This window comes from Pelagibius litoralis (assembly GCF_011683915.1).
Classification (GTDB): Bacteria; Pseudomonadota; Alphaproteobacteria; order Kiloniellales; family Kiloniellaceae; genus Pelagibius; species Pelagibius litoralis.
Genome location: NZ_JAAQPH010000015.1, coordinates 156,708 through 177,506, shown reverse-complemented (window position 1 = coordinate 177,506; position 20,799 = coordinate 156,708). Strand labels below are relative to the sequence as shown.

At 64.8% G+C, this 20,799-nt stretch carries 20 protein-coding genes; 6 read left to right on the top strand and 14 right to left on the bottom strand.

Translation table 11 applies throughout. The annotated features are described in order from the left end of the window. Positions 1–345: 345 nt before the first annotated feature. The gene (putA, locus tag HBA54_RS19210; RefSeq protein ID WP_167227627.1) at positions 346–3,504 is read right to left on the bottom strand and encodes a bifunctional proline dehydrogenase/L-glutamate gamma-semialdehyde dehydrogenase PutA; all 3,159 of its coding nucleotides are present in this window, start codon (positions 3,502–3,504) and stop codon (positions 346–348) included. 394 nt (positions 3,505–3,898) lie between these two features. On the opposite strand from putA, the gene HBA54_RS19205 reads away from it, so the two are divergent. From HBA54_RS19205 to HBA54_RS19190, 4 genes are all read left to right on the top strand, one after another. Beyond that, positions 3,899–4,732 carry a transporter substrate-binding domain-containing protein gene (locus tag HBA54_RS19205; protein WP_167227625.1) on the top strand — a complete coding sequence of 278 codons (834 nt, stop codon included), beginning with the start codon at positions 3,899–3,901 and terminating at the stop codon, positions 4,730–4,732. 193 nt (positions 4,733–4,925) lie between these two features. Beyond that, entirely contained in the window at positions 4,926–5,669 is a 744-nt protein-coding gene (locus HBA54_RS19200; RefSeq protein WP_167227623.1) for an amino acid ABC transporter permease, read from the top strand. Beyond that, positions 5,669–6,562 (top strand): amino acid ABC transporter permease, encoded by an 894-nt coding sequence (locus HBA54_RS19195; RefSeq protein WP_167227621.1) that lies wholly within the window; start codon positions 5,669–5,671, stop codon positions 6,560–6,562. Before HBA54_RS19200 ends, HBA54_RS19195 begins: the two co-directional genes overlap by 1 nt. A 205-nt stretch (positions 6,563–6,767) precedes the next feature. Further along, positions 6,768–7,526 (top strand): amino acid ABC transporter ATP-binding protein, encoded by a 759-nt coding sequence (locus HBA54_RS19190; RefSeq protein ID WP_167227619.1) that lies wholly within the window; start codon positions 6,768–6,770, stop codon positions 7,524–7,526. 117 nt (positions 7,527–7,643) lie between these two features. Here the strand turns inward: HBA54_RS19190 and HBA54_RS19185 are convergent, their stop codons facing one another. Next, positions 7,644–8,168 carry a peroxiredoxin-like family protein gene (locus HBA54_RS19185; protein WP_167227617.1) on the bottom strand — a complete coding sequence of 175 codons (525 nt, stop codon included), beginning with the start codon at positions 8,166–8,168 and terminating at the stop codon, positions 7,644–7,646. Positions 8,169–8,242: 74 nt separating this feature from the next. Continuing rightward, the gene (locus HBA54_RS19180; RefSeq protein WP_167227615.1) at positions 8,243–8,824 is read right to left on the bottom strand and encodes a TetR/AcrR family transcriptional regulator; all 582 of its coding nucleotides are present in this window, start codon (positions 8,822–8,824) and stop codon (positions 8,243–8,245) included. A 296-nt stretch (positions 8,825–9,120) separates the two neighbouring features. Between HBA54_RS19180 and ppk2 the strand changes: the two genes are divergently transcribed. Next, entirely contained in the window at positions 9,121–10,161 is a 1,041-nt protein-coding gene (gene ppk2, locus HBA54_RS19175; protein ID WP_167227613.1) for a polyphosphate kinase 2, read from the top strand. A gap of 5 nt (positions 10,162–10,166) precedes the next feature. Here the strand turns inward: ppk2 and HBA54_RS19170 are convergent, their stop codons facing one another. Both HBA54_RS19170 and HBA54_RS19165 read right to left on the bottom strand, forming a co-directional pair. After that, a complete protein-coding gene (locus tag HBA54_RS19170; RefSeq protein ID WP_167227611.1) occupies positions 10,167–10,595 on the bottom strand; it encodes a GFA family protein in 429 nt (142 codons plus the stop codon). 48 nt (positions 10,596–10,643) lie between these two features. Further along, positions 10,644–11,399 carry a sulfite exporter TauE/SafE family protein gene (locus HBA54_RS19165; RefSeq protein WP_167227609.1) on the bottom strand — a complete coding sequence of 252 codons (756 nt, stop codon included), beginning with the start codon at positions 11,397–11,399 and terminating at the stop codon, positions 10,644–10,646. Between the two features lie 140 nt (positions 11,400–11,539). Here HBA54_RS19165 and HBA54_RS19160 point away from each other — a divergent pair, with 140 nt between their 5' ends. Next, positions 11,540–12,406: a protein-L-isoaspartate O-methyltransferase family protein gene (locus HBA54_RS19160; protein WP_167227607.1), complete on the top strand. Its 867-nt coding sequence runs from the start codon at positions 11,540–11,542 to the stop codon at positions 12,404–12,406. Between the two features lie 4 nt (positions 12,407–12,410). Here the strand turns inward: HBA54_RS19160 and HBA54_RS19155 are convergent, their stop codons facing one another. The 9 genes from HBA54_RS19155 to HBA54_RS19115 form a co-directional block, all read right to left on the bottom strand. Continuing rightward, positions 12,411–13,115, bottom strand: coding sequence for a 5'-methylthioadenosine/adenosylhomocysteine nucleosidase (locus tag HBA54_RS19155; RefSeq protein WP_167227605.1), 705 nt, complete (start codon positions 13,113–13,115; stop codon positions 12,411–12,413). A gap of 91 nt (positions 13,116–13,206) precedes the next feature. Continuing rightward, the gene (locus HBA54_RS19150; protein WP_167227603.1) at positions 13,207–13,917 is read right to left on the bottom strand and encodes an HAD family hydrolase; all 711 of its coding nucleotides are present in this window, start codon (positions 13,915–13,917) and stop codon (positions 13,207–13,209) included. An 8-nt stretch (positions 13,918–13,925) separates the two neighbouring features. Further along, on the bottom strand, positions 13,926–15,446 hold the full coding sequence (locus HBA54_RS19145; protein WP_205944761.1) for a bifunctional metallophosphatase/5'-nucleotidase: 1,521 nt from the start codon (positions 15,444–15,446) through the stop codon (positions 13,926–13,928). A 57-nt stretch (positions 15,447–15,503) separates the two neighbouring features. Then, complete coding sequence (locus tag HBA54_RS19140) at positions 15,504–16,442, bottom strand: phytanoyl-CoA dioxygenase family protein (protein ID WP_205944760.1); 939 nt, start codon at positions 16,440–16,442, stop codon at positions 15,504–15,506. 33 nt (positions 16,443–16,475) lie between these two features. Then, positions 16,476–17,816 (bottom strand): thymidine phosphorylase, encoded by a 1,341-nt coding sequence (gene deoA, locus HBA54_RS19135; RefSeq protein ID WP_167227601.1) that lies wholly within the window; start codon positions 17,814–17,816, stop codon positions 16,476–16,478. After that, complete coding sequence (gene deoC / locus HBA54_RS19130; protein ID WP_167227599.1) at positions 17,816–18,592, bottom strand: deoxyribose-phosphate aldolase; 777 nt, start codon at positions 18,590–18,592, stop codon at positions 17,816–17,818. Before deoC ends, deoA begins: the two co-directional genes overlap by 1 nt. Then, a complete protein-coding gene (locus HBA54_RS19125; RefSeq protein WP_167227597.1) occupies positions 18,582–19,397 on the bottom strand; it encodes a purine-nucleoside phosphorylase in 816 nt (271 codons plus the stop codon). The genes deoC and HBA54_RS19125 overlap by 11 nt, the downstream gene beginning before the upstream one ends. 32 nt (positions 19,398–19,429) lie before the next feature. Next, on the bottom strand, positions 19,430–19,822 hold the full coding sequence (locus HBA54_RS19120) for a cytidine deaminase (protein WP_167227595.1): 393 nt from the start codon (positions 19,820–19,822) through the stop codon (positions 19,430–19,432). Position 19,823: 1 nt separating this feature from the next. Next, positions 19,824–20,798, bottom strand: a complete 975-nt coding sequence (locus tag HBA54_RS19115; protein WP_322096072.1) for an ABC transporter permease — start codon at positions 20,796–20,798, stop codon at positions 19,824–19,826. Between the last annotated feature and the right edge of the window lies 1 nt (position 20,799).

Here is a 20,799-nt window from a genome sequence, read left to right as displayed (position 1 = left end):
AAAACGCTATTGTGGTGGCGCACGGTGTTGTTCCTTTCTCGTGTCCCAGGACGTCGCCAAACGCTTGGACACCAGTAGAATCAACACCGTGCGCTCAGTCCACCAAATCTAAACCGGACACCAGTGGGCTTGACCCGAGCATCCATGGTTCATCTGCCGCGTTGCTGCAGGATGGACCCTCGGGTCAAGCCCGAGGGTGACAAATGAATAGTGGGAAGATGCGGCGCGTGGTTCAGACACGCCTGTAGCGCTCCTCACCATGAGGTCTAAGTAGAGGGCCTCATACTGAGAAGGGCCGAGAAGTTCGTCTCGAAGGGCAATGCCCTCATCGCGAGATCCCGCCCCTTACCGCGACAGGCCTTCCTGCAATGACATCAGGGATGCGTTGCCGCCGGCCGCCGTAGTATCGACCGAGAGAGTCTTTTCCGTTGCGAAGCGGTGGAGGTAACGCGGGCCGCCGGCCTTTGGGCCGGTACCTGACAATCCCTGCCCGCCGAAAGGCTGCACCCCGACAACGGCACCGATGATGTTGCGGTTCACATAGGCATTGCCGACCGGCAGGCGGCGATAGACCTGCTCCACCGTGGCGTCGATGCGGCTGTGCACGCCCAGCGTCAGGCCGTAGCCGGTGTTGGCGATGCTGTCCAGCACCTGGTCCAGGCGGTCGGCGCGGAAGCGCACGACGTGGAGGATCGGGCCGAAGACCTCCCGTTCCAGAACATCGATGCCGGCGATCTCATAGGCAGCCGGTGCAACGAAACTGCCCGCCGCCGTGGTCGCGGGCAGTGCCGGTTCATAGATCGGTTTGGCCTCGCGCGCCATCAGCGCCTTGTGCGCTTCCAACATCTGTCTGGCCTCCTCATCGATCACCGGGCCGACGTCGGTGGAGAGCAGGGCCGGATCGCCGACCACAAGCTCGGCCATCGCGCCCTTCAGCATGGTCAGCATCTTATCCGCCACATCTTCCTGCAGGAACAGCACCCGCAGGGCCGAGCAGCGCTGGCCGGCAGACTGAAAGGCAGAGGTGATGACATCCTCGACCACCTGCTCCGGCAGGGCGGTGGAGTCCACCAGCATGGCGTTCTGCCCGCCGGTCTCGGCAATCAGCGGCACGATGGGCCCCTCGCGCGCAGCGAGCGCCTGATTGATGATGCGCGCGGTCTCGGTGGAGCCGGTGAAGGCGACGCCGGCAATACGGGGGTCGCTCACCAGCGGCGCTGCGATGGTCGGCCCGTCGCCCGGCAACAGATGTAGGACGTCGCCCGGAACACCCGCCTGATGCAGCATGCGCACGGCCTCTGCCGCCACCATCCCGGTCTGTTCCGCCGGCTTGGCGATCACCGCATTGCCGGCCGCCAGGGCCGCCGAGATCTGGCCTGTGAAGATCGCCAGGGGAAAGTTCCAGGGTGAGATGCAGAGGAAAACGCCGCGCCCCTGCAGCGAAATCTCGTTACGCTCCCCCGTCGGACCGGGTAGGGAAAGCGGTGTTGCGAACTCCGCCCGGGCGCGGGCGGCGTAGTAGCGCAGGAAGTCGACGGCTTCGCGAACCTCCGCGATACCGTCGGCCAGGGTCTTGCCCGCCTCGCGCTGGCAGAAGGCCATCAGCCGCGGCGTCTGTGCCGACATCAGATTGGCGGCGCGCTCCAGACAGGCGGCGCGCTCAGCCGCCGGGGTCGCATTCCAGGCAAAGGCGGCGCGCTGGGCACGGGACAGCGCGTCTTCAGCCTGCGCCGGCGTCGCCCAGAAAATCTCGCCCACCACCTGACCGCGATCGGCCGGGTTGGTGACGATGCGGCGTTCGCTGCCGGTCTGCGCAACGCCGCCGACGATCGGCCCGGCGGCCCAGGATTCGGCAGCGGCGGAGGCCATGGCCTGCTGCAACTCGGTCACGGCCCGCGGATCGTTCAGATCGATGCCGGCGGCGTTCTTGCGCTCCGCCCCGAAGAGGTCGGCCGGCAGGGGAATGGCGGGATGGGGGATCTGCGTGGTCCCGCGCAGCTTGGCCGCGGGGTCGGCGACAATCTCGTCCACCGGCAGCTTCTCGTCCTGGATGCGGTTGACGAAGGAGGAGTTGGCGCCGTTTTCCAGCAGGCGGCGCACGAGATAGGCCAGCAGGTCCTCGTGGCTGCCGACCGGCGCATAGATGCGGCAGGGCCGGTCCAGTTTGTCGGCGCCCACCACCTGGTCGTAGAGCGCCTCGCCCATGCCGTGGAGGCGCTGAAATTCGAAGTCCTGGCGATTGCCCGCCTGATCCAGCACCCAGGCCAGCGAATGGGCGTTGTGGGTGGCGAATTGCGGATAGAAGGCCTCCGGCTCCGCCAGGAGCCTTTTAGCGCAGGCGAGGTAGGAAAGATCGGTGGAGGCCTTGCGGGTGAAAACCGGATAGCCCTCCAGCCCCTGTTCCTGGGCGCGCTTCACTTCGCTGTCCCAGTAGGCGCCCTTTACCAGACGCACCATGAGCTGACGGTTATGGCGTTTTGCCATGGCGGCCAGCCAGTCGATGAGCGGCAGGGCGCGCTTCTGATAGGCCTGTATCGCCAGACCGAAACCGTTCCAGCCGGCCAGATCGGGATCGCCGGAAACCGCCTCGATGATGTCGAGGGAAAGGTCGAGACGCTCGGCCTCCTCGGCGTCCACCGTCAGGCCGATGTCTGCCGCCTTGGCGTCCAGGGCCAGGGCCTTCAGCTGCGGCACCAGTTCGCGCAGAGCCCGCTCGCGCTGGGCATAGGCATAGCGCGGATGCAGGGCGGAAAGCTTGATGGAGATGCCCGGCGCGTCGATGGCGCCGCGCCCTGCAGCGGCTTTGCCGATAGCGGCGATGGCGTCGCGGTAGGACCGGAAGTAGCGTTCGGCATCGGCCATGGTGTGGGCCGCCTCGCCCAGCATGTCGTAGGAATAGCGGTAGCCCTTTTTCTCGACCGCCTTGGCCCGCTCCAGCGCCTCTTCGATGGTGCGGCCCATGACGAACTGGCGGCCGAGGATACGCATTGCCTGGGTGACGGCGCTGCGGATCACCGGCTCGCCGGACTTCTGCACCAGGCGGCGCAGGGTGCCGCCGAGGTCGCGGACATCGCGCCCGTCCAGCTTCACCACCCGCCCGGTCAGCATCAGGGCCCAGGTCGAAGCGTTGACGAAAAGCGATTCGCTCTGCCCGAGATGGGCCTGCCAGTCGGCTTCGGCGATCTTGTCCTTGATCAGCTTGTCGACGGTCAGCGCATCGGGCACCCGCAGCAGCGCCTCGGCCAGGCACATCAGGACCACGCCCTCCTTGCTCGACAGCTCGAACTCATGAAGGAAGGCATCGAGCCCGCCCTGGCCGACCCGCTCCCGCCGCACCTGGGCGACCAGCGCGCGCGCGCGCTCGGCGACACGGTCCTGGGCGTCATGGGGGATCGCCGCCGCATCCAGCAGCGCCTTCACCACGGTGGCCTCGTCCTTCATCAGGTGGTCACGCAGGCGCCGGCGCAGGGGGTCCAGGCTGGCGGGTTCTTTGTCGACGATCATGGCGCGGCTTCCCATTTGGCAGCTTCCGGTTGTCCGGTTGGTTTGGGCGACTGTCACGCCCTTTGCGGGCGGCGTCAAGCAAAGTGAGATGGCAAAACGGTTGTTGGGGAAGGCCCCCTCACCCTCCCACTGCGTGGGCCCCTCCCTCTCCCACAAAGGGGAGAGGGGCAGTTCGGCGCCGTCCTCCATTCACCCTCTCCCTTGATGGGAGAGGGCCGGGGTGAGGGTGACTTTCGCCGCCCAGCCGTCTCTCGCAGTGCAACAATTAAACGGATGGTCAGACGCAGACCGGCAGCCCCGAACGCATATCCTCCATGCGTAGACAGTCCGATCAAGCCGCATTAGTGTGGTCGCCGAACAACAAGAACTTGAGCAGAAGAAAAAGGGGAGTCTCATGAGAAAATGGATCAAGACGACGGCGGCGGCCGCCGGCATCGCGGTACTGGCCTCGGGCCTTGCGGTGACGGGTGCCTCGGCCGACGTGATCGACGACATCCGCAAGCGCGGCAAGCTGGTCGTCGGCGTGAAGGCCGACTACGCGCCCTATGGCTTCCTCGACAGCAGCGGCAAGATCATCGGGCTGGAGCCTGACCTGGCCCAGGACGTGGCCGACACCCTGGGCGTCGAGCTGGAGCTGGTGCCGGTGGTGTCGTCCAACCGCATGCAGTTTCTGGAGCAGGGCAAGATCGACCTGATGATCGCCACCATGACCGACCGCAACGACCGGCGCGAGGTGGTGCAGATCGTCGATCCGAACTACTACTCCTCCGGCACCAACATCCTGACCAAGGGTAAGTTCGCCCAGTGGGAAGACCTGAAGGGTGCGCCGGTCTGCGGCATTCAGGGCGCTTTCTACAACCGCAAAACCTCCGAGGAATACGGCGCCACCATCGTCGCCTTCAAGGGCACCGCCGAAGCACTGACCGCGCTGCAGCAGAACCGCTGCGTCGCCTTCGTCTATGACGACAGCTTCATCGTCTCGCGCCTTGGCGACGAGGACTGGAAGGGCTGGTCCATGCCGCTGCCGACCATCGACGATGCCCCCTGGGGCCTGGCAGTGAAGAAGGGCGAGGATGCCTTCGCCGCGCTGATGGCGGGCATGATCGTGAACTGGCACACCTCCGGCCGCATCCTGGATCTGGAAACCAAGTACGGCCTGGAGCAAACGCCCTTCGCCAAGAAGATGCACGCCCAGTTCCGCGGCGTGAATCCTTCGATCGAGCGGTAGCAAAAAGAGCCCCCTCACCCCGACCCTCTCCCACAAGGGGAGAGGGGGAATTACGGCGGCACCTGCTTACCCTCTCCCCTCCGTGGGAGAGGGAGGGCCCCACGAAGCGGGAGGGTGAGGGGGACTTCGATCTAACCGCCAAATGCGCTAAGGTTACGCCGAACAAGAAAACATAAAGGGGGACGGCGGCTCAGTGGAGGCAGTCTACGACTGGTTCCGGGTCTTCTATCAGGACACCGGAATCAACCTTACCTTCATCTACGATTCCTACGACCGCAACCGGCTGATCGATGGTTTCTTCATGACCATCTGGCTGTCGGTGATCTGCCTTGTGCTGTCGATGGTGATCGGCGTGGTCGGCGCCTGGGCCCAGGGTGCGCGCTCGATCATCCTGCGCCGCGTCGTTGCCGGCTACATCGAATTCTTCCGCAACACGCCGCCGCTGGTGCAGCTCTACTTCTTCTATTTCGCCATCGGCTCCATCCTGCCGACGACGGAGAACCGCTTCGGCTTCGAGGAGCCGATCCTGGGCAACTTCGCCTGGGCCGTAATCTCCCTCTCCTTTTTCGCCGGCGCCTTCAATGTGGAGATCTTCCGCTCCGGCGTGGAGGCGGTGCCGGAGTCCACCAAGGAGGCGGCGGAGGCGCTGGGCTATACCCGCCTGCAGACCTACCTCTACATCGTGCTGCCGCTGGCCTTCCGGGTCTGCCTGCCGGCGCTGAACAACAACCTGGTGAACCTGGTGAAGACCACCACCCTGGCCTATGCGATCGCGGTGCCGGAGATGCTCTACATGGCCAACCAGATCTGGTCGGACTCGGTGAACGTGCCGGAGATGATGACCTTCCTGCTGATCGCCTATGTCTTCCTGGTCGGCGTGCTGGTCTGGTTCATGAACCGGTGGGAGCGGTCGATGCGGCTGCCGGGATTCGGCTGATGGACATGTTCGGAAAGAAACCCGTCCTCCACGGCGCCACCGACCTGCCGGTGCTGTTGCCCGCCGCCGCGCGCCTCTCCGCCACGGCAAAGAAGGAACGCGCGGCCGGCTTTCCCCTGCCCCACCTGAAGGCCCGTCACGGCTTCTGGCTGCTGGCGATCCTGCTGCTCTCCGCCGGCATCGCCGAGGCGCAAAGCGGCACGCCTGAGAAGCAAAGCGCCTTTGCCGCCCTCATCAACTGGGCGCCGGTGATGCTGGAGGGTTTCGTCTTCAACATCGCCATCTCCTTCCTCGCCATGGCCATCGGCACCGGTATCGGCGCGGTGCTGGGCCTCATGCAGATCTCACTGCTGCCGCCGGTGCGCGGTGGCTCCTGGTTCGTCACCCAGTTCTTCCGCAACGCGCCCTGGCTGGTGCTGCTGTTCTTCTGCATGTTCCTGCTGCCCTTCGAATTCAATCTCGGGCCCGTCACCATCCCCTTTCCCGACTGGGTGAAGGCGACCATCGGGCTTGCCCTACCGGTCATGGCCAACGTGTCGGAGATCGTGCGCGGCGCCGTCAAATCGCTGCCGTCGGGCCAGTGGGAAGCCGCCGAGTCCCTCGCCTTCACCCGGCGCCAGACGCTCTGGGAGATCATCCTGCCGCAGTGCGTAAAACGCATGCTGCCGCCCTGGATGAACCTCTACGCCATCCTCACCATGGCGACCGTGCTGGCCTCCATCGTCGGGGTGTCGGAGATGATGACCCAGACCGGCCGTGCGCTCGCCGCCGAAAACCGGCCGGAACTGCTGATCCCCTTCTACAGCTTCGTGCTGATCTGCTTCTTCGCCTACTGCTACCCCATCGCCGTCGCCACCCGCCGCCTGGAACGGCGCTATCAGGTGAAGCTGTGATGGTTAGTGTTGTTGCGAGGCAGGTCCCCCTCACCCTCCCACTGCGTGGGCCCCTCCCTCTCCCTCAAGGGGAGAGGGGATTTCACCGATCCCTTGTTGGTTCCCCCTCTCCCTTGATGGGAGAGGGCCGGGGTGAGGGTGACTCCCGGTGCCTGCAGAAGAAACCCGCTCACCGAAACGCCGCTGCGCATCCGAAAGACCACCCATGAACGCTCCCACCCCCTGGACCCCGGACCAACCGATCATCGAATGCCGCGACGTGCACAAGTCCTTCGGCGATCTGGAGGTGCTGAAGGGTATTTCCATGGACCTGATGAAGGGCGACGTGGTCTGCATCATCGGGCCCTCGGGCTCCGGCAAGTCGACCTTCATCCGCTGCATCAACGCTTTGACGCCGATGGACAGCGGCTCCATCAAGGTCGAGGGGCAGGAGGTGAACGACCCCAGGTTGGACAAGCTGGCGCTGCGCCGCAAGGCCGGCATGGTGTTCCAGCAGTACAACCTCTTCCCCCACAAGACGGCGCTGGAGAACGTGATGATGGCGCCAATCAAGGTGCTGAAGGAGGACAAGGCGGAGGTCGAGGAACGCGCCCGCGCGCTGATCGCCAAGGTGCGCCTGGAGGGCAAGGAGGAGTCCTACCCCGGGGAGCTTTCCGGCGGCCAGCAGCAGCGCGTCGCCATCGCCCGCTCGCTGGCGATGCGCCCGGACGTGATGCTGTTCGACGAGGTGACCGCGGCGCTGGACCCGGAGACGGTGAAAGAGGTGCTGGTCACCATCCGCCAACTGGCCGAGGAAGGCATGACCTGCATCCTGGTGACCCACGAAATGGGCTTCGCCCGCGAACTGGCCGACCACATCTACTTCACCGACCGCGGCGTCATCGTCGAACACGGCCCGCCGGCGACGTTTTTCACCGACGCGAAAGATCCGAGAACGCGGGAGTTCCTGAGTCAGATTTTGTAGGCGACGAGAAGGCCCCGCCGGGGAGGCCCCCTCCCCCTTGTATCTGTGGATTGTTGCATAGTTGATGTACGGACGGTGACCTGGCCAAGCCACCGTCCGTTGGAGCGAGAGCCCGTCTTAGGCTTCGCCGCGGGCCGGATAGTCGTTGGCATTGACGAAGTCGATCGCCTTCAGGAGCTCTTCCAGCTTCGGCCGGGCGAAAGGCGTGGTCTGAATGAAGGCCGAATAGAGCGTGCCGTCCGGCTTCACCAGATAGAGGCCGGGCTCGTTGAACTTCTCCGGCTCTTCGATGCCGATGGAGGTCTTGCCGCGGCTGGTGGAGATGTAAAGGCCCATCTTGCGCGCCGCATCCACGCTGAGGCCGTAGCCGAGGGTCAGGTTGGGGAGCTCCCAATCGGCTTTGGCGGAACGGGCGCGATCCTCCTCATCGGTGCTGACCGCAACGACCTCGACACCGCGCTCGGCGAAATCGTCGACCCGATCGTTCAGCTCTTTCAGATAGCCGCGGCAGACCGGGCAGTGCAGGCCGCGATAGGCGACTACCATGGTGAGGCTCTTGGGGTTGCGCTCCGACAGGGTCCAGGTATCGCCATCGACGGTCGGGAAGGACATGGCCGGGGCGGCTTCACGGGGCTTCAGCATTTTTGGGGGAACTCCTCAGGTTGACAGTAAGACAGGGTTTTTGGAACAATCATTCAATTATCAGTCAAAAAAATTCAGTCCAGCACTTGCAGCGCAACCCGCACAACACTCTTCAGTGTGGCCCGCTCCGGCGAAACCTTGGCCATCACGCGCAGGCCGTTCGCCGTTGCCGTGAAGAACCGCCCAAGATCGCGCGGGGATTTCCCGGCGGAAAGCTCTCCCCCCGCCTGCGCCGCCATCAGCAGCCGATGAAAGGTTTTCTCCATCGCCCCCATGCTGGCTGCCACGGCAACCGCCGTATCGCGGTCATGGGGCGCCAGTTCGATCGCTGCGTTGGTCATCAGACAGCCGAGCAGGCGGCCCTCGCCGACCGAGAACTCGATCATCTCATCGAAGAAACCGGCCAGCTTCTGCCGCAGAGGGCCCGGTGTCTCCAACTGGGCCAGGCGGCGCGCCGTATAGCGCCGGCGATAGTGATCCACCGCTTCAAGGAAAAGGCCATGCTTGTCGCCGAAGGTATCGTAGAGGGAGCCGCGGTTGATACCCGTCGCCGTCACGAGATCCTGGATGCTGGTCGCTTGATAGCCTTGACGCCAAAAAACCGCCAGGGCCGCTTCGACCACCGCTTCCTGCTCAAACTCCCGCGGCCGCGCCACGCCCACCTCCATTCTTGAACAGACGTTCCATAACTATCTTTCGGCCGGCCGTCAAGCGATGGCGGTACAGACGCGCCGGGAACCGGATCAGCCTCCGCTGTTTATGGGCGAGAACCCGAACCCCGGAGAGCGGGCAGAGACGGCCTGTACCCGAGTACATTCATCGGACATTGATCTCCATCAATCCGGAAGCCGGGCAGACGTGAGATAGTCAAACCTGATCAAAACGTCAAAAGTTCCTATCAGAACGAACGGTGAGGCGAAAAGCCGCCCGGGCAGGCAGGGAAGATCGAATCATGGCTGAAGACCAAAAAGCGGTGCCACCGCGCGCGAAACAAAGCAATACCACCAGTACAGCACCGCAGCAGGAAGCAACCGCTGTTGCGCCGGATGCGGATACAAGCGCGGGGAACGGGAAAGATCCACAGCAGCCGGAAGTACAGGCCCAGGAAAAACCGGCGCCCAGTCTTGCCGAGAGACGCCGCGATCCCGATGAGATCCGCCGCGCCTTTGAGTCGGGCGAATACCCCTACGCGGCAAAGATACGGCGCAAAGCCTATGAGACCAACAAGGCCGAACTGCAGGTCGAGCTGCTGAAGGTCCAGGAATGGGTCAAACAGACCGGCCAGAGAATCGTGCTGATCTTCGAAGGCCGCGACGCCGCCGGCAAGGGCGGGACCATCAAGCGCTTCATGGAGCATCTCAATCCGCGAGGGGCAAGGGTCATCGCCCTGGAAAAGCCGAGTGAGCGGGAGAGATCCCAGTGGTACTTCCAACGCTACATAGAGCATCTGCCGAGCGCCGGCGAGATCGTGTTGTTCGACCGCTCCTGGTACAACCGGGCCGGGGTCGAGCGGGTGATGGATTTCTGCTCCGCCAACGACTATCTGGAGTTCATGCGCCAATGCCCGGAGCTGGAACGCATGCTGGTACGCAGCGGCGTCAGGCTCTACAAGTACTGGTTCTCGGTGACGCGCGAGGAGCAGCTCCGCCGCTTCAAATCGCGCGAACACCAACCGCTCAAGCAATGGAAACTATCGCCGATCGACAAAGCCTCCCTCGGGAAGTGGGACGACTACACTGAGGCCAAGGAAGCGATGTTTTTCTATACCGACACCGCCGATGCGCCCTGGACCGTGATCAAGTCGGACGATAAGAAGCGGGCCCGGCTGAACTGCATGCAGCATTTTCTCTCCACCCTTCCCTACCCGCAGAAGGAAAGGCGTGTCGTGCGCGGGCCGGACCCGTTGATCGTGGGTGCCAGCGCCGATGTGATCGGCCGCAGCGAACACATCCTGGACCACAGCCTGCATCCGGAGATGCGCCGCACACGTTAAGGCCCCTAAGATGACTCGACGACGACTTCCGCCGGCGTCCACTTGGCGCGTCTGCGGGCACGGCGCGCCGCCTCGTCTTCCGCATCGTAGTCCATCGGCATCGGCGTCTGGGAGAACCGCTTCGCGTTCTCCAGCGCGCCGGTGATCACGATGGCGTAGTGCCGGCCCGCATCCTCAATCACCGCAGAGACATAAACGCCGCAGCGCCCGCAGAGGAGATAATCGGCGGTAGCCAATCCGAAGCGGTAGCGTTGCACGACCGCATCGTCGCGAAGGATCAGGCGGACCGCGCCCGCCGGGTCGGACACTGCGCGAGAACCGTGCTTGCGGCAGAAGCTGCAGAGGCAGGTCCGTACCTCCATGTCCTCCGGCGCTATGTCGCTGGTAAATTCGATACCCAGCGCCCCGCAGTGACACCCGCCTTTATGCTGCATGATCCGTCTCCTTCGATCGATGGAGGCAGCTTAGCGGAACCGGGTCTCTCACCAAAGGCTCTGGATCGTCAGCATCGCGCCGGAAGTCAATAGCAGGCCAAGAACCACCTTGCGAAAAGCCGCCTCGCTGGCCTGGCGGTAGAGGCGGGCGCCCAACCAGGCGCCGATCACCGTAGCCGGAATGGCAATCACCAGAGAACTCAGGACCAATCGGTCAATCTGCCCGGCAGAGGCCATGCCGATTGCGGCCAGGGCAAGCACGATGAGATTGAAGGGCTGATAGACCGCCCGCTGACTCAAGGAAGGACCGCCGCGCAACTGCAGCCAGATCAGCGGCAGCGGTCCCGACAGGCCGGCAAAGCCGCCCAGAACCCCACCACCGACGCCGACCGCCGCGTCCGAAGAGCGGCCGCCCCAGGCGCCGATGCTCAACCGCGTCAGCCCGGCGAACTGGCAGAGCGCATAAAAGACCAGGAAGATCCCGACAGATAGCCGCAGCAGTTCGGGCGACGCCAGGGACAAGGCCACCACGCCTAGGGGAACGCCAAGCGCGCCACCGATCAGGTAGGGCAACGCCCTGGCCCAATCGAAAACCGGTCTCACGCCGATCAGGCTGACAAACTGCGCCGCGACCGAGGCCATCACCACCAGAGGCGGCACCACGGCAGCGGGCAGCACATGAAACCAGAAACCGGAAGCCACAAGGCCGGTGCCGAAGCCCGCGAAGCCGGTCACGAAGCCCGCCGCCAGGGCGCCGAGCAACAGAAACACGAGGTCGGTCAGGTCAGGAAGACTGGCAAGCATGCCTGCCGCATAGCATGGCCCCGGTCCCGGGCCAACGGCCTTGTCTCCAACTTTGTAAGCTCTGATGGCACACACAAGCCCGCCGGAGGGGTGCTAGGCTTGGGCCCTATAGGTTGGACGATTGCTGAAGGACAGACTCAATGGATCGCTCACACGACACAGCCCGCCGCTGGTTCGCCGAGGATCTGCGTGTGGCCGCGCCGATCCTTCGCAACGAGGCGGTTGTCGAGGCCTTTGCGCGGGTGCCGCGGGAACTCTTCTGCGGCCTTGGCCCCTGGCGGGTCCATCCGCGCCGCCGGCTGGGCGCTCCCTACACCACGCCAACCGCCGACCCGACGGCGCTCTATCACGACGTGCTCGTTGCCATCGATGAGGAACGGGACCTCAACAATGGCCAGCCGTCGCTCTGGGCCTACATCTTCGACCAGCTCGACCTCGCCCCCGGTCAATCGGTCCTGCAAATCGGGGCCGGGACCGGCTACTACACCGCGATCCTTACCGAGATTGCCGGGCCCAAAAGCAGGGTGGAGGCCATCGAACTGGATGACTATCTGGCCCGGCGCGCGCAGGAAAACCTGAGGCCCTGGCCCCAGGCCAATGTGACAGCGGGCAACGGCGTCGACTGCGACACCACGCCGGCAGCCGACATCATCATAGCCTTTGCCGGCACCACGCATCCGGCAGCGGCCTGGATCAACAGGTTATCACCCGGCGGCAGGATGATGATCCCCCTGACCACGGCGGACGGCTGGGGGTTTCTCCTGCGGTTAGAGAAGACAGATGCAGGTTTCGAAGCCGCGTCTCTCGGCGCTTGCGGATTTTTTCACTGCGATGGTGCCCGGCGGTCGGCCGAGGAAATGCGCCTACAGGAGGCTTTGACGTCCCTGAACGGGAAGGAGATACCCATCCGCGCCCTGCATCTCGGTAAACCGACAGCAGACGCGCAAGAGGTTTGGTTCGAGGGCGACGACTACTGGCTCTCGAACGAGCCGCTCGTCATCCGCTGACTTCCTACGCAAGCGCGGGGATAAGCCGTTCCATCAGGCGGAAGGAGTTCTTGCAGACGGTTTCCAGGTTGGACTTGAAGTCGTCGGGCGCCGACTCGTTGGCGGTGTCGGAGAGGCCGCGGGTAACGACAAAAGGCACCGCGTTGAGCTGGCAGGTATAGCCGACGGCGGCCCCCTCCATCTCCGTCGCCAGGGCGCCGAACTCACGCTGCAGCCAGCGAAGGGTTTTCGAATCCTCAACGAAGCGATCGCCGGAAACGACCGTGCCGATCATCAGGTTGGGCTCGTCTGCTCCGCCGTTGAAGGCCGCGTCGAAGGCCTCGGTGGTCTTCTCCACCAGGCCCGGGTCGGACTGGATCATGCGGTCGGAATCCGGCAGCTCGCCATGGCGCCGGCCAAAGGCCGTCAGGTCGATGTCGAACTGGATCAGATGACTGGCGATCACCAGGTCGCCGACCTGCATATTGGGCAGCAGGCCGCCGGCGACGCCGCTGAAGACCAAGGCATCGGGCTTGTAGAGGTTGACCAGCATCTGGGTGCAGATCGCCGCATTCACCTTGCCGATACCGCACTGGGCCAGGGCGATCTGCGTGCCCTTGAAATCGCCCTTCGTCACCAGGATTTCAGCGTGGGTGGCCGCGCTGACGTCGGTCATTTCGGCACGCAGGAGGGTGACCTCCTCGTCCATGGCTCCGATGACTGCCAGCATAAGCGGGTTCCTATCTGAGGGGCCGGAAAAGCCGGCAGAGGCGAGGCTCCGCCTTCCAGCCGCCCTTTATAGCAAGAAATAGCTGAATTGATTATGAATGTCGGCCCGGACGCCTCAGGTGGCACAAGAGATCGCGCAGGTCGCTCATACGTTCCAGGCGATGGAAACGCTCGCTCACCGGGTCCTCGTCGTGGGCCTCATGGGCCCAGAGAATCGCGTAGGGCACATGCGCCGCATGGCCGCCCAGTTCCAGCACCGGCAGGATATCCGACGGCATGGAGTTGCCGACCATCAGCGTTCGCGCGGGATCGATCACATGACGGTCGAAGACCCGGCTATAGGCCTCCGCGTCCTTGCGCGCCACGATCTCCACCTCATCGAAGTGGCCGGCCAGGCCGGAGCGTTCGATCTTGCTGGTCTGGTCGACCATATCGCCCTTGGTGATGAGGATGGTGCGGTAGCGGCCCGAAACATCGGCCAGGACCTCCTCCACCCCTTCCAGCATTTCCACCGGGGCCGTCATCATCGCCTTGCCGAGGGCAACGATCCGGTGAACGTCCTGAGCCGAGATCCGAGATGCCGTCAGATCGATGGCAGCCTCGACCATGGAAAGAGTGAAGCCCTTGATGCCGTAGCCGAAGAGCGCCAGGTTGCGCATCTCCACGGCATAAAGGGCCTCGGCAATCTCCTCCCCCGGCCTGTAGCGGCCGACGATCTCAGCGAGCTTTTGCTGGGTATCCTGAAACAGGTGCTCATTGTGCCACAGTGTATCGTCTGCATCGAAGGCAAGGGTATCGATCATCGCAGCCTTCAGTCCACCGCCGTCACCCGGCCTTCGGCCTTGGGCGATACCTCGCCGGCGGCAGCCACGAAATCCATCACCATGGAAGCCATGAACTTTGCGGCGGCGGCATCGATCATCGGTACGGTGTCCTTGAAAACCGCATAGCCATCGCCGCCCCTGGCGATGAAATCGTTGGTCGCCAGGGTATAGGTTGCCTCAAGGTCGAGCGGCTGGCCGCCCACGGTGACGGCCTTGACGCGCTGGCCCGGCGGCGCGCTGCGGCTCCAGGTCGCGGTCATGCCGGAGAGGCTGGGAAAACGCCCTGCCCCTTCCTCGACCTTGCTGAAGCCATGCTCCAGCGCCTGGTGCAACTGCTCACCGGTCAGCGAGAGTTTCACCGTCTTGTTGCCGAAGGGCAGTTCGCTCTGGATGTCGCGGCGGGTCAGCACGATCCCGGCGTCATAGGTCCGGTCGCCGCGGATGCCGCCGCCGTTGGTCAACGCCACATCGGCCCCGACGCCCTGGCGCATGGCATCGGCGATCAAGTTGCCGATCGCAGTTTCCTCACCGCGCACCGAAGCGCGCCGGCTGTCCAGTGGCGTGACGGACTTGCCGACGGCGATGTCCAGTTCCTTGCTCAACTGGTCGAGATAGACCTGAACCTTGGCCGCCATGGCCGGATCGGGTTCGGCGTTCCGGCTGTCAAGAATGCGGAAGGCGGGCGACCAGACGAAGCTCTTCCTGCCACGGCTTTCCACCATATCCAGGGTCACATCCACAACCATCAGGTTTTCGCCCTGGGAACCGGATTCGACGAAGCCCCTCTGCCCGTCGTAGTAGGTGACCAGCAGATGATCGTGGCCGGACAGCAGGAGGTCGATGCCGCTGTCGGCCCGCATCAGCAGCAGATCCTCTTCGATCCCGATATGACCGAGAGCGACGATCAGGTCGGCGCCCTCTTCGCGGAGCTGGTCGGAAAGGCGGCGGGCGGACTGCAGCAGTGGCGCGAAGGTGACGCTGCCCGGGCTTGATATGTCAGGCGTTTCCGGCGTCACCAGGCCAAAAAAACCAATCTTGTAGGGGCCGGCCTGGGCGGTCCAGGTGGCGAGGGTACCATCCACCAACTCACCGTCGCTGTCGCGCGCGTTGCTGGCCAGGATGGGAAAGCGCGCTTCGGCGATACGCTCAGCCACCACCTCCGGCCCGAAGTCGAACTCATGATTGCCGAGCACGAACAGATCCAGTTCGGCCTCGTTGTAGAGGTCGATCATGTGGGCGCCCTTGTCGAAGCTGGACAGCAGAGAGGGCGAGATGGTGTCGCCGCCGTGGGTGAAGACGACGTTGTCGGCGGCGGCCCGTTCCTGCTTCACCAGGGCCATGATGCGGGCGAGACCGCCCCGGCCCTTGGACTCCTCGATCCGGTCGAGGTCATTGATGTGCAGCAGGGTCAGCGTGACCGATTCCGCCCAGGCCGCAGGCGTTGCCGCGAGAAGGGCCAGGATGAAAACAGGGCTAAGAAATCTGGCAATGCGAAAATGAGGCATCATCTTCTCCAAACCAAAAGTGTTAAGCGGCAAACGGGTCGGCGCAGAGCGCCGTAAGTCCTATATCGATTCTTGAACGCCATCGGCGGCGAAACCACGCAGCGGCAAACCTTCGGCGCGCTGCAGCCAGTTGTCGGCCGGATAGTCGCAGGCACCGTCAATGACGTGCAGGGTGTAGGCATGGCGCGAACGCCGGGAGCGGTTCGGCAGGCTGCCGTGGGGCAGCTTTCCGTGCAGCACCACAAGGCTGCCCTTGGCGACTTCCAGCGGCACCGCGGTTTCCTCGGGCCAGGGGCTGTCGTCCAGCCGGTCCATCACCAGGGCCGCGCCGTCGCGCCGCCAGCGCTGCCGCAGCGGACCCCCATGAGCGCCCGGCAAGGCCCAGAGGCAACCGTTTTCGACGGTGGCATCCTCCAGCGCGAACCACAGGCCGATGACGCTCAAGGGGTCGGTACGCAGGAAGGTCGAATCCTGATGCCAGCCCACCTCACCGCCGATGTGCGGCTGCTTGAAGATATACATGGACTGCAGCAGCAACGGCTGGACCATCCCCAGCCCGGTCGTCACGGCGTTCAGGGCGGGTTTGTGGGAGAAGGCGAAGAAGACGGGGTCCAGGTCGTGCTGGGCGTGACCGATCTTGTTGATCGAAAGGCGCTTGGCCTGGCGCAGGGCACCGGCCTCGTCGAAGGCTTCCTCCTCGAAGAAAAAACGAACCTTGTCGCCGGATTCCTGAAAGTACTGATCCCTGCCATGCACTTGGCCACGGGTCGAAAAAACAGACGCCACATCGTTGGGATCGAAATCCTCAACCAGCGCTTCGGCCCGGGCGATCAGGGCATCGCAGTCTGCGGCGGCAACCATGTCCTCCAGAACCAGGAAACCGTTGCGCCCGAAGGCCGTGGTCATTTCAGGCGTCAGCTTGCCGCCCTCAGGCGCGGCAAAGCGCAGCGGACCTTCGGTTCCGGCTCTGCGTTCCAGCGCTGCTGCTGCGTCAAACATTCCCGACCCCAAACAAGCGCTTATATCAACCGCTTAGGTATCATCGCCCGTGATGCGCCGATGGACCAGCGGCGCGGCCATTGCATCAGGTTCAGTCTGACCGATGGTGAAGGCCTCCTGCAAGCCTGCGATTGCATCCGCTGCGGCTTCCTCAGTCCTGGCGTGAACGATTGCCAGCGGATCGCCGGCCTGCAGCGCCGTGCCAAGCGGCAGCAGACCGCTGAAACCCACAGTGTGATCGATGCTGTCTTCAACCCTGCGCCGCCCCCCGCCCAGACCGATCACCGCCAGGCCGACAGCCCTGGTATCGCAGGCTGCGAGGTAACCTGCGGCCGGTGCGGGAACCGGGCGCTGCACCGGTGCCTTGGGAAGGTAGTCCGCTGCCCGCTCGACAAAGTCGGCCGGCCCGCCGAGCGCGCCGACCATGGCCGCGAACCTCTCCGCCGCCGCCCCGGTCGTCAAAGCCGCCTCCACCTTGGCCTCCGCCGCCGCCCGGTTCTCCGCCAGATCCCCCAGCAGCAGCATCTCAACCGCCAGCGCCAGCACCAGGTCTCGCAGCCGGCCATCGCCCTTTCCGGTCGTCAGCATGGCAACCGACTCGGCGACTTCCAGGGCATTGCCGGCGGTGGTTCCCAGCGGTTGGTTCATGTCGGTGATCAAGGCGGTGGTCGGCAGGCCGGCGCCGCAGGCAACGCCGACAATGCTCTCGGCCAGGGCCTGCGCTTCTTCCGGCGTCGATGCGAAGGCGCCGCTGCCGGTCTTCACATCCATCACCAGGCCCTGCAGGCCGGCGGCCAGCTTTTTCGACAGGATGGAGGCGGTGATCAGGGGAATGGATTCCACCGTCGCCGTCACATCGCGGACCGCGTAAAGCCGCCGGTCGGCGGGCGCCAGATCCGCGGTCTGCCCGATGATGGCGCAGCCGGCCGTCTTCACCACCCGGCGGAAAGCATCGATATCAGGGGCCGTGTTGTAACCGGGAATCGAATCCAGCTTGTCCAAAGTGCCGCCGGTATGGCCGAGGCCGCGGCCGGAGATCATCGGTACGAAGGCACCGCAGGCCGCCAGCAGGGGGCCCAGGATCAGGCTGACCTTATCCCCCACCCCGCCGGTCGAATGCTTGTCGAGGCAGGGCCCGGGCAGGTCCAGGGCCGTCCAGTCCAACTGTTGGCCGGAATTGGTCATGGCGCGGGTCAGGAAAACCGCTTCCTCGCGTGTCATGCCGCGCAGGAAGACCGCCATGGCAAAGGCGGCGACCTGGCCTTCGCCGATGCTCCGGTCGGCGATCCCGGCGACGAAGCCCGCGATCTCCGCTTCGGACAGGCCGTTGCCATCGCGCTTGCGGCGGATGATCTCCTGCGGCAGGAAACCCATCAGTAGCCCTGTTGTCCGGTCGGCGCGGCCTCATCACCGAGGACGGCCAGAAGGTCGTTCAGAACGCCCGAGGCCCCGAAACGGAAACGCCAGGGGTCGGCCCAGTCAGGGCCCATGATACGGTCGGCCAGGGCCAGGTAGTCGCCCGCCGTTGCCGTGTCGCGAATGCCGCCGGCGGCCTTGAAGCCGACATCGCGGCCTGAATCCTTGATCGCCCGGAGCATGGCCTCGGCCGCTTCCAATGTGGCGGAGACTTCGACCTTGCCGGTCGAGGTCTTGATCATATCCGCACCCGCTTCGATGGCGTCACGGCTGGCTTCGTAGATGCGCGTGGCGTCTTGCAGCCTGCCGGTTTCCAGAATGACTTTAAGGCGCGCGCCATCGCCGCAGGCCCGCTTGCAGGCGGCAATCATCTTCTGGGCGAAGTCGCGGTCCCCGGCGAGCCAGCGGCCATAGGGCATGACAAGGTCGACCTCGTCGCCGCCCTGGGCCACGATCTCCCGGGTATCGCGCAGCGCCGCGGCCATGTCGTCGCCGCCTTCGGGGAAGTTGGCGACCGCAGCCACCTTGATGCCGCTGTCGTGCAGAAGCTGCTTGGCCTGGGCCACAAAGCGGGGCCAGACGCAGACGGCGGCCACGGGACCGAAAGGACTGCGCGCCCGGGTACACAGCGCCTCAACGGCGGCCGCGTCATCGTCGTCGTTCAGGCTCGTCAGGTCGAGCAGGCCGAGCGCCCGCGCGGCGACGGCCTTTCTGTCCTGCTGGTCATGCGCCATCGCCAAATTCCTCAAGATAGGCCGTCAAAAGACGGGTCATGTCGGCCGCCGCGCCGGTCGCGGAGCGCATGGTCTGTTCGTGGGAGATCGCCTGGTCCGACAGGCCCGCCGCCAGGTTGGTGATCATCGACAGCGCCGCGACCCTGAGCCCCAGCATGCGGGCAACGATCACCTCCGGCACCGTCGACATGCCCACCGCATCGCCGCCCAGGATCTGCACCGCCTTGATCTCCGCCGGGGTTTCGAAATGCGGTCCGCAGAACCAGACATAGACGCCCTCGGCCAAGGGAATGGACAGCCGCTCCGCCACTGCTTTGATACGGGCACGCGCATCCGGATCGTAAGCATCCACCAGATCGACGAAGCGCTCGTTCCCACCGACCCCGAAGAGCGGCGAAACGCCGGCGAAGTTGATGTGATCGCGGATCAGCATGAGGCGCCCGGGCCCGACATCTTCGCGCAGCGACCCGGCGGCGTTGGTCAGGATCAGATGCTCGCAGCCCAAGGCCTTCAGGGTCGCCAGGGCCAGGTTCATGCCATCGGCACGGCCACTCTCATAGAAGTGCGCCCGCCCCTGCAGCACGGCGACCGGAAGCCCGGCGATCTTACCCAGACTCAGGCTGCCGCCGTGGCCGGCAACGGAAGGGCGCGGAAACCCCGGCAGGTCGCCGTAGGGAATGATCTGCGGGTCGACCACCGCTTCGGCCACCGCACCGAGGCCGGAGCCCAACACCAGTGCAACACGCGGGGGGGTCGCGACCCGGTCGCGGATCATGGCGGCGGTGGCAGCCGCTTCCTCGAACATGAAAGATCCTTTCTACTGGGCGGATCGTCCGGTCAGGTCAGGTTTTCGGGACCAAAGGAGAGCGGCAGAAGTTCACCCAGGGTCACCGTCCTGCGCAGGCCCTCCGGTCCGCAGATATGTATCACAAGATCGTCGCCGGCGAACTCCCTGAGGCGCTGGCGGCAACCGCCGCAGGGCGTCACCAGGGCCTCGCCGTGCCCGGCGACGGCAACCTCTTCGATACGCTTTTCACCAGCCATAACCATCGCCGCAATGGCCGTGGTCTCGGCACACCAGCCCTGGGGATAGGCCGCATTTTCGACGTTACAGCCGGCATAGAGGCCACCGTTCGCTCCGCGCAGGGCCGCGCCGACGGCGAACCTGGAGTAGGGCGCATAGGCCTTGTCCATGGCGGCAATCGCTGCCTCGATAAGGCCCTGTGACACCCTAGCGCTCCTTCACGTAGGGAATGCCGCTGGCTTTGGGCGCCACCGCCCTGCCGATGAAGCCGGCCAGCAGGACCACCGTCAGCACATAGGGCAAGGCCTGGATCAGCTGCACCGGGATCGGCCCGATAACCGGCACCTCGACACCCTGCAGGCGGATCGCGATGGCATCGAGGAAACCGAACATCAGACAGGCCAGCATCGCCGGCACCGGACGCCACTTGCCGAAGATCATCGCCGCCAGGGCGATGTATCCCTGCCCCGCCGTCATGTCGCGTACAAAAGCGGCGTTCTGGGCGATGGAAAGGTAGGTTCCGGCAATGCCGCAGAGCAGGCCGCAGCAGATCATCGCGCGGTAGCGCAGGCCGGAAACCGAAATCCCCGCCGTATCGACGGCATTGGGGTTTTCCCCCACCGCGCGCAGGCGCAGGCCGAAGCGCGTGCGGTAGACCACCCACCAGGTCAGGGGCACGATGAGAAAGGCGACATAGACCAGCAGGTTGTGGCCGCTGAGAAGCTCGCTGTAGAGCGGCCCGATGATCGGCACATCGGCCACGGCCTCGGCACCCGGCCAGGTGATCGGCGTGAAGCGTGCCTCGTTGGAAACCGACGGCGTCTGGCCGCCACGGGCAAACCAGGCAATGCCCAGCACCACGGTAAGGCCGGAGACCAGGATGTTGATCGCCACACCGCTGACCACCTGATCGCCGCGGTGGGTGATACAGGCAAAGCCGTGCAGCAGGGCCAGGCCGACGGAAACCGCCATGCCGGCCGCCAGGGCCAGCCAGGCGGAGCCGGTCACCGCCGCCACCGCAGCCGCGGCAAAGGCGGCGGCCAGCATCTTGCCTTCCAGACCGATGTCGACCACCCCGGAGCGCTCAGAGAAAAGACCGGCCATGGCGCAGAGGATGAGGGGAGTCGCGACGCGGAATGTCGCATCGACGGAGAGCAGCAGATTGAACAGCAGGTCGTCCACG

Excerpts from the sequence above, each read along its gene's own strand:
- HBA54_RS19125 (WP_167227597.1), bottom strand. The coding sequence starts at position 19,397 with ATGTTCGAGGAAGCGGCTGCCACCGCCGCCATGATCCGCGACCGGGTC.
- HBA54_RS19145 (WP_205944761.1), bottom strand. The coding sequence starts at position 15,446 with ATGATGCCTCATTTTCGCATTGCCAGATTTCTTAGCCCTGTTTTCATC.
- deoC (WP_167227599.1), bottom strand. The coding sequence starts at position 18,592 with ATGGCGCATGACCAGCAGGACAGAAAGGCCGTCGCCGCGCGGGCGCTC.
- HBA54_RS19150 (WP_167227603.1), bottom strand. The coding sequence starts at position 13,917 with ATGATCGATACCCTTGCCTTCGATGCAGACGATACACTGTGGCACAAT.
- HBA54_RS19165 (WP_167227609.1), bottom strand. The coding sequence starts at position 11,399 with ATGCTTGCCAGTCTTCCTGACCTGACCGACCTCGTGTTTCTGTTGCTC.
- HBA54_RS19170 (WP_167227611.1), bottom strand. The coding sequence starts at position 10,595 with ATGCAGCATAAAGGCGGGTGTCACTGCGGGGCGCTGGGTATCGAATTT.
- ppk2 (WP_167227613.1), top strand. The coding sequence starts at position 9,121 with ATGGCTGAAGACCAAAAAGCGGTGCCACCGCGCGCGAAACAAAGCAAT.
- HBA54_RS19155 (WP_167227605.1), bottom strand. The coding sequence starts at position 13,115 with ATGCTGGCAGTCATCGGAGCCATGGACGAGGAGGTCACCCTCCTGCGT.
- HBA54_RS19190 (WP_167227619.1), top strand. The coding sequence starts at position 6,768 with ATGAACGCTCCCACCCCCTGGACCCCGGACCAACCGATCATCGAATGC.
- deoA (WP_167227601.1), bottom strand. The coding sequence starts at position 17,816 with ATGGGTTTCCTGCCGCAGGAGATCATCCGCCGCAAGCGCGATGGCAAC.
- HBA54_RS19160 (WP_167227607.1), top strand. The coding sequence starts at position 11,540 with ATGGATCGCTCACACGACACAGCCCGCCGCTGGTTCGCCGAGGATCTG.
- HBA54_RS19195 (WP_167227621.1), top strand. The coding sequence starts at position 5,669 with ATGGACATGTTCGGAAAGAAACCCGTCCTCCACGGCGCCACCGACCTG.
- HBA54_RS19205 (WP_167227625.1), top strand. The coding sequence starts at position 3,899 with ATGAGAAAATGGATCAAGACGACGGCGGCGGCCGCCGGCATCGCGGTA.
- HBA54_RS19140 (WP_205944760.1), bottom strand. The coding sequence starts at position 16,442 with ATGTTTGACGCAGCAGCAGCGCTGGAACGCAGAGCCGGAACCGAAGGT.
- putA (WP_167227627.1), bottom strand. The coding sequence starts at position 3,504 with ATGATCGTCGACAAAGAACCCGCCAGCCTGGACCCCCTGCGCCGGCGC.
- HBA54_RS19185 (WP_167227617.1), bottom strand. The coding sequence starts at position 8,168 with ATGCTGAAGCCCCGTGAAGCCGCCCCGGCCATGTCCTTCCCGACCGTC.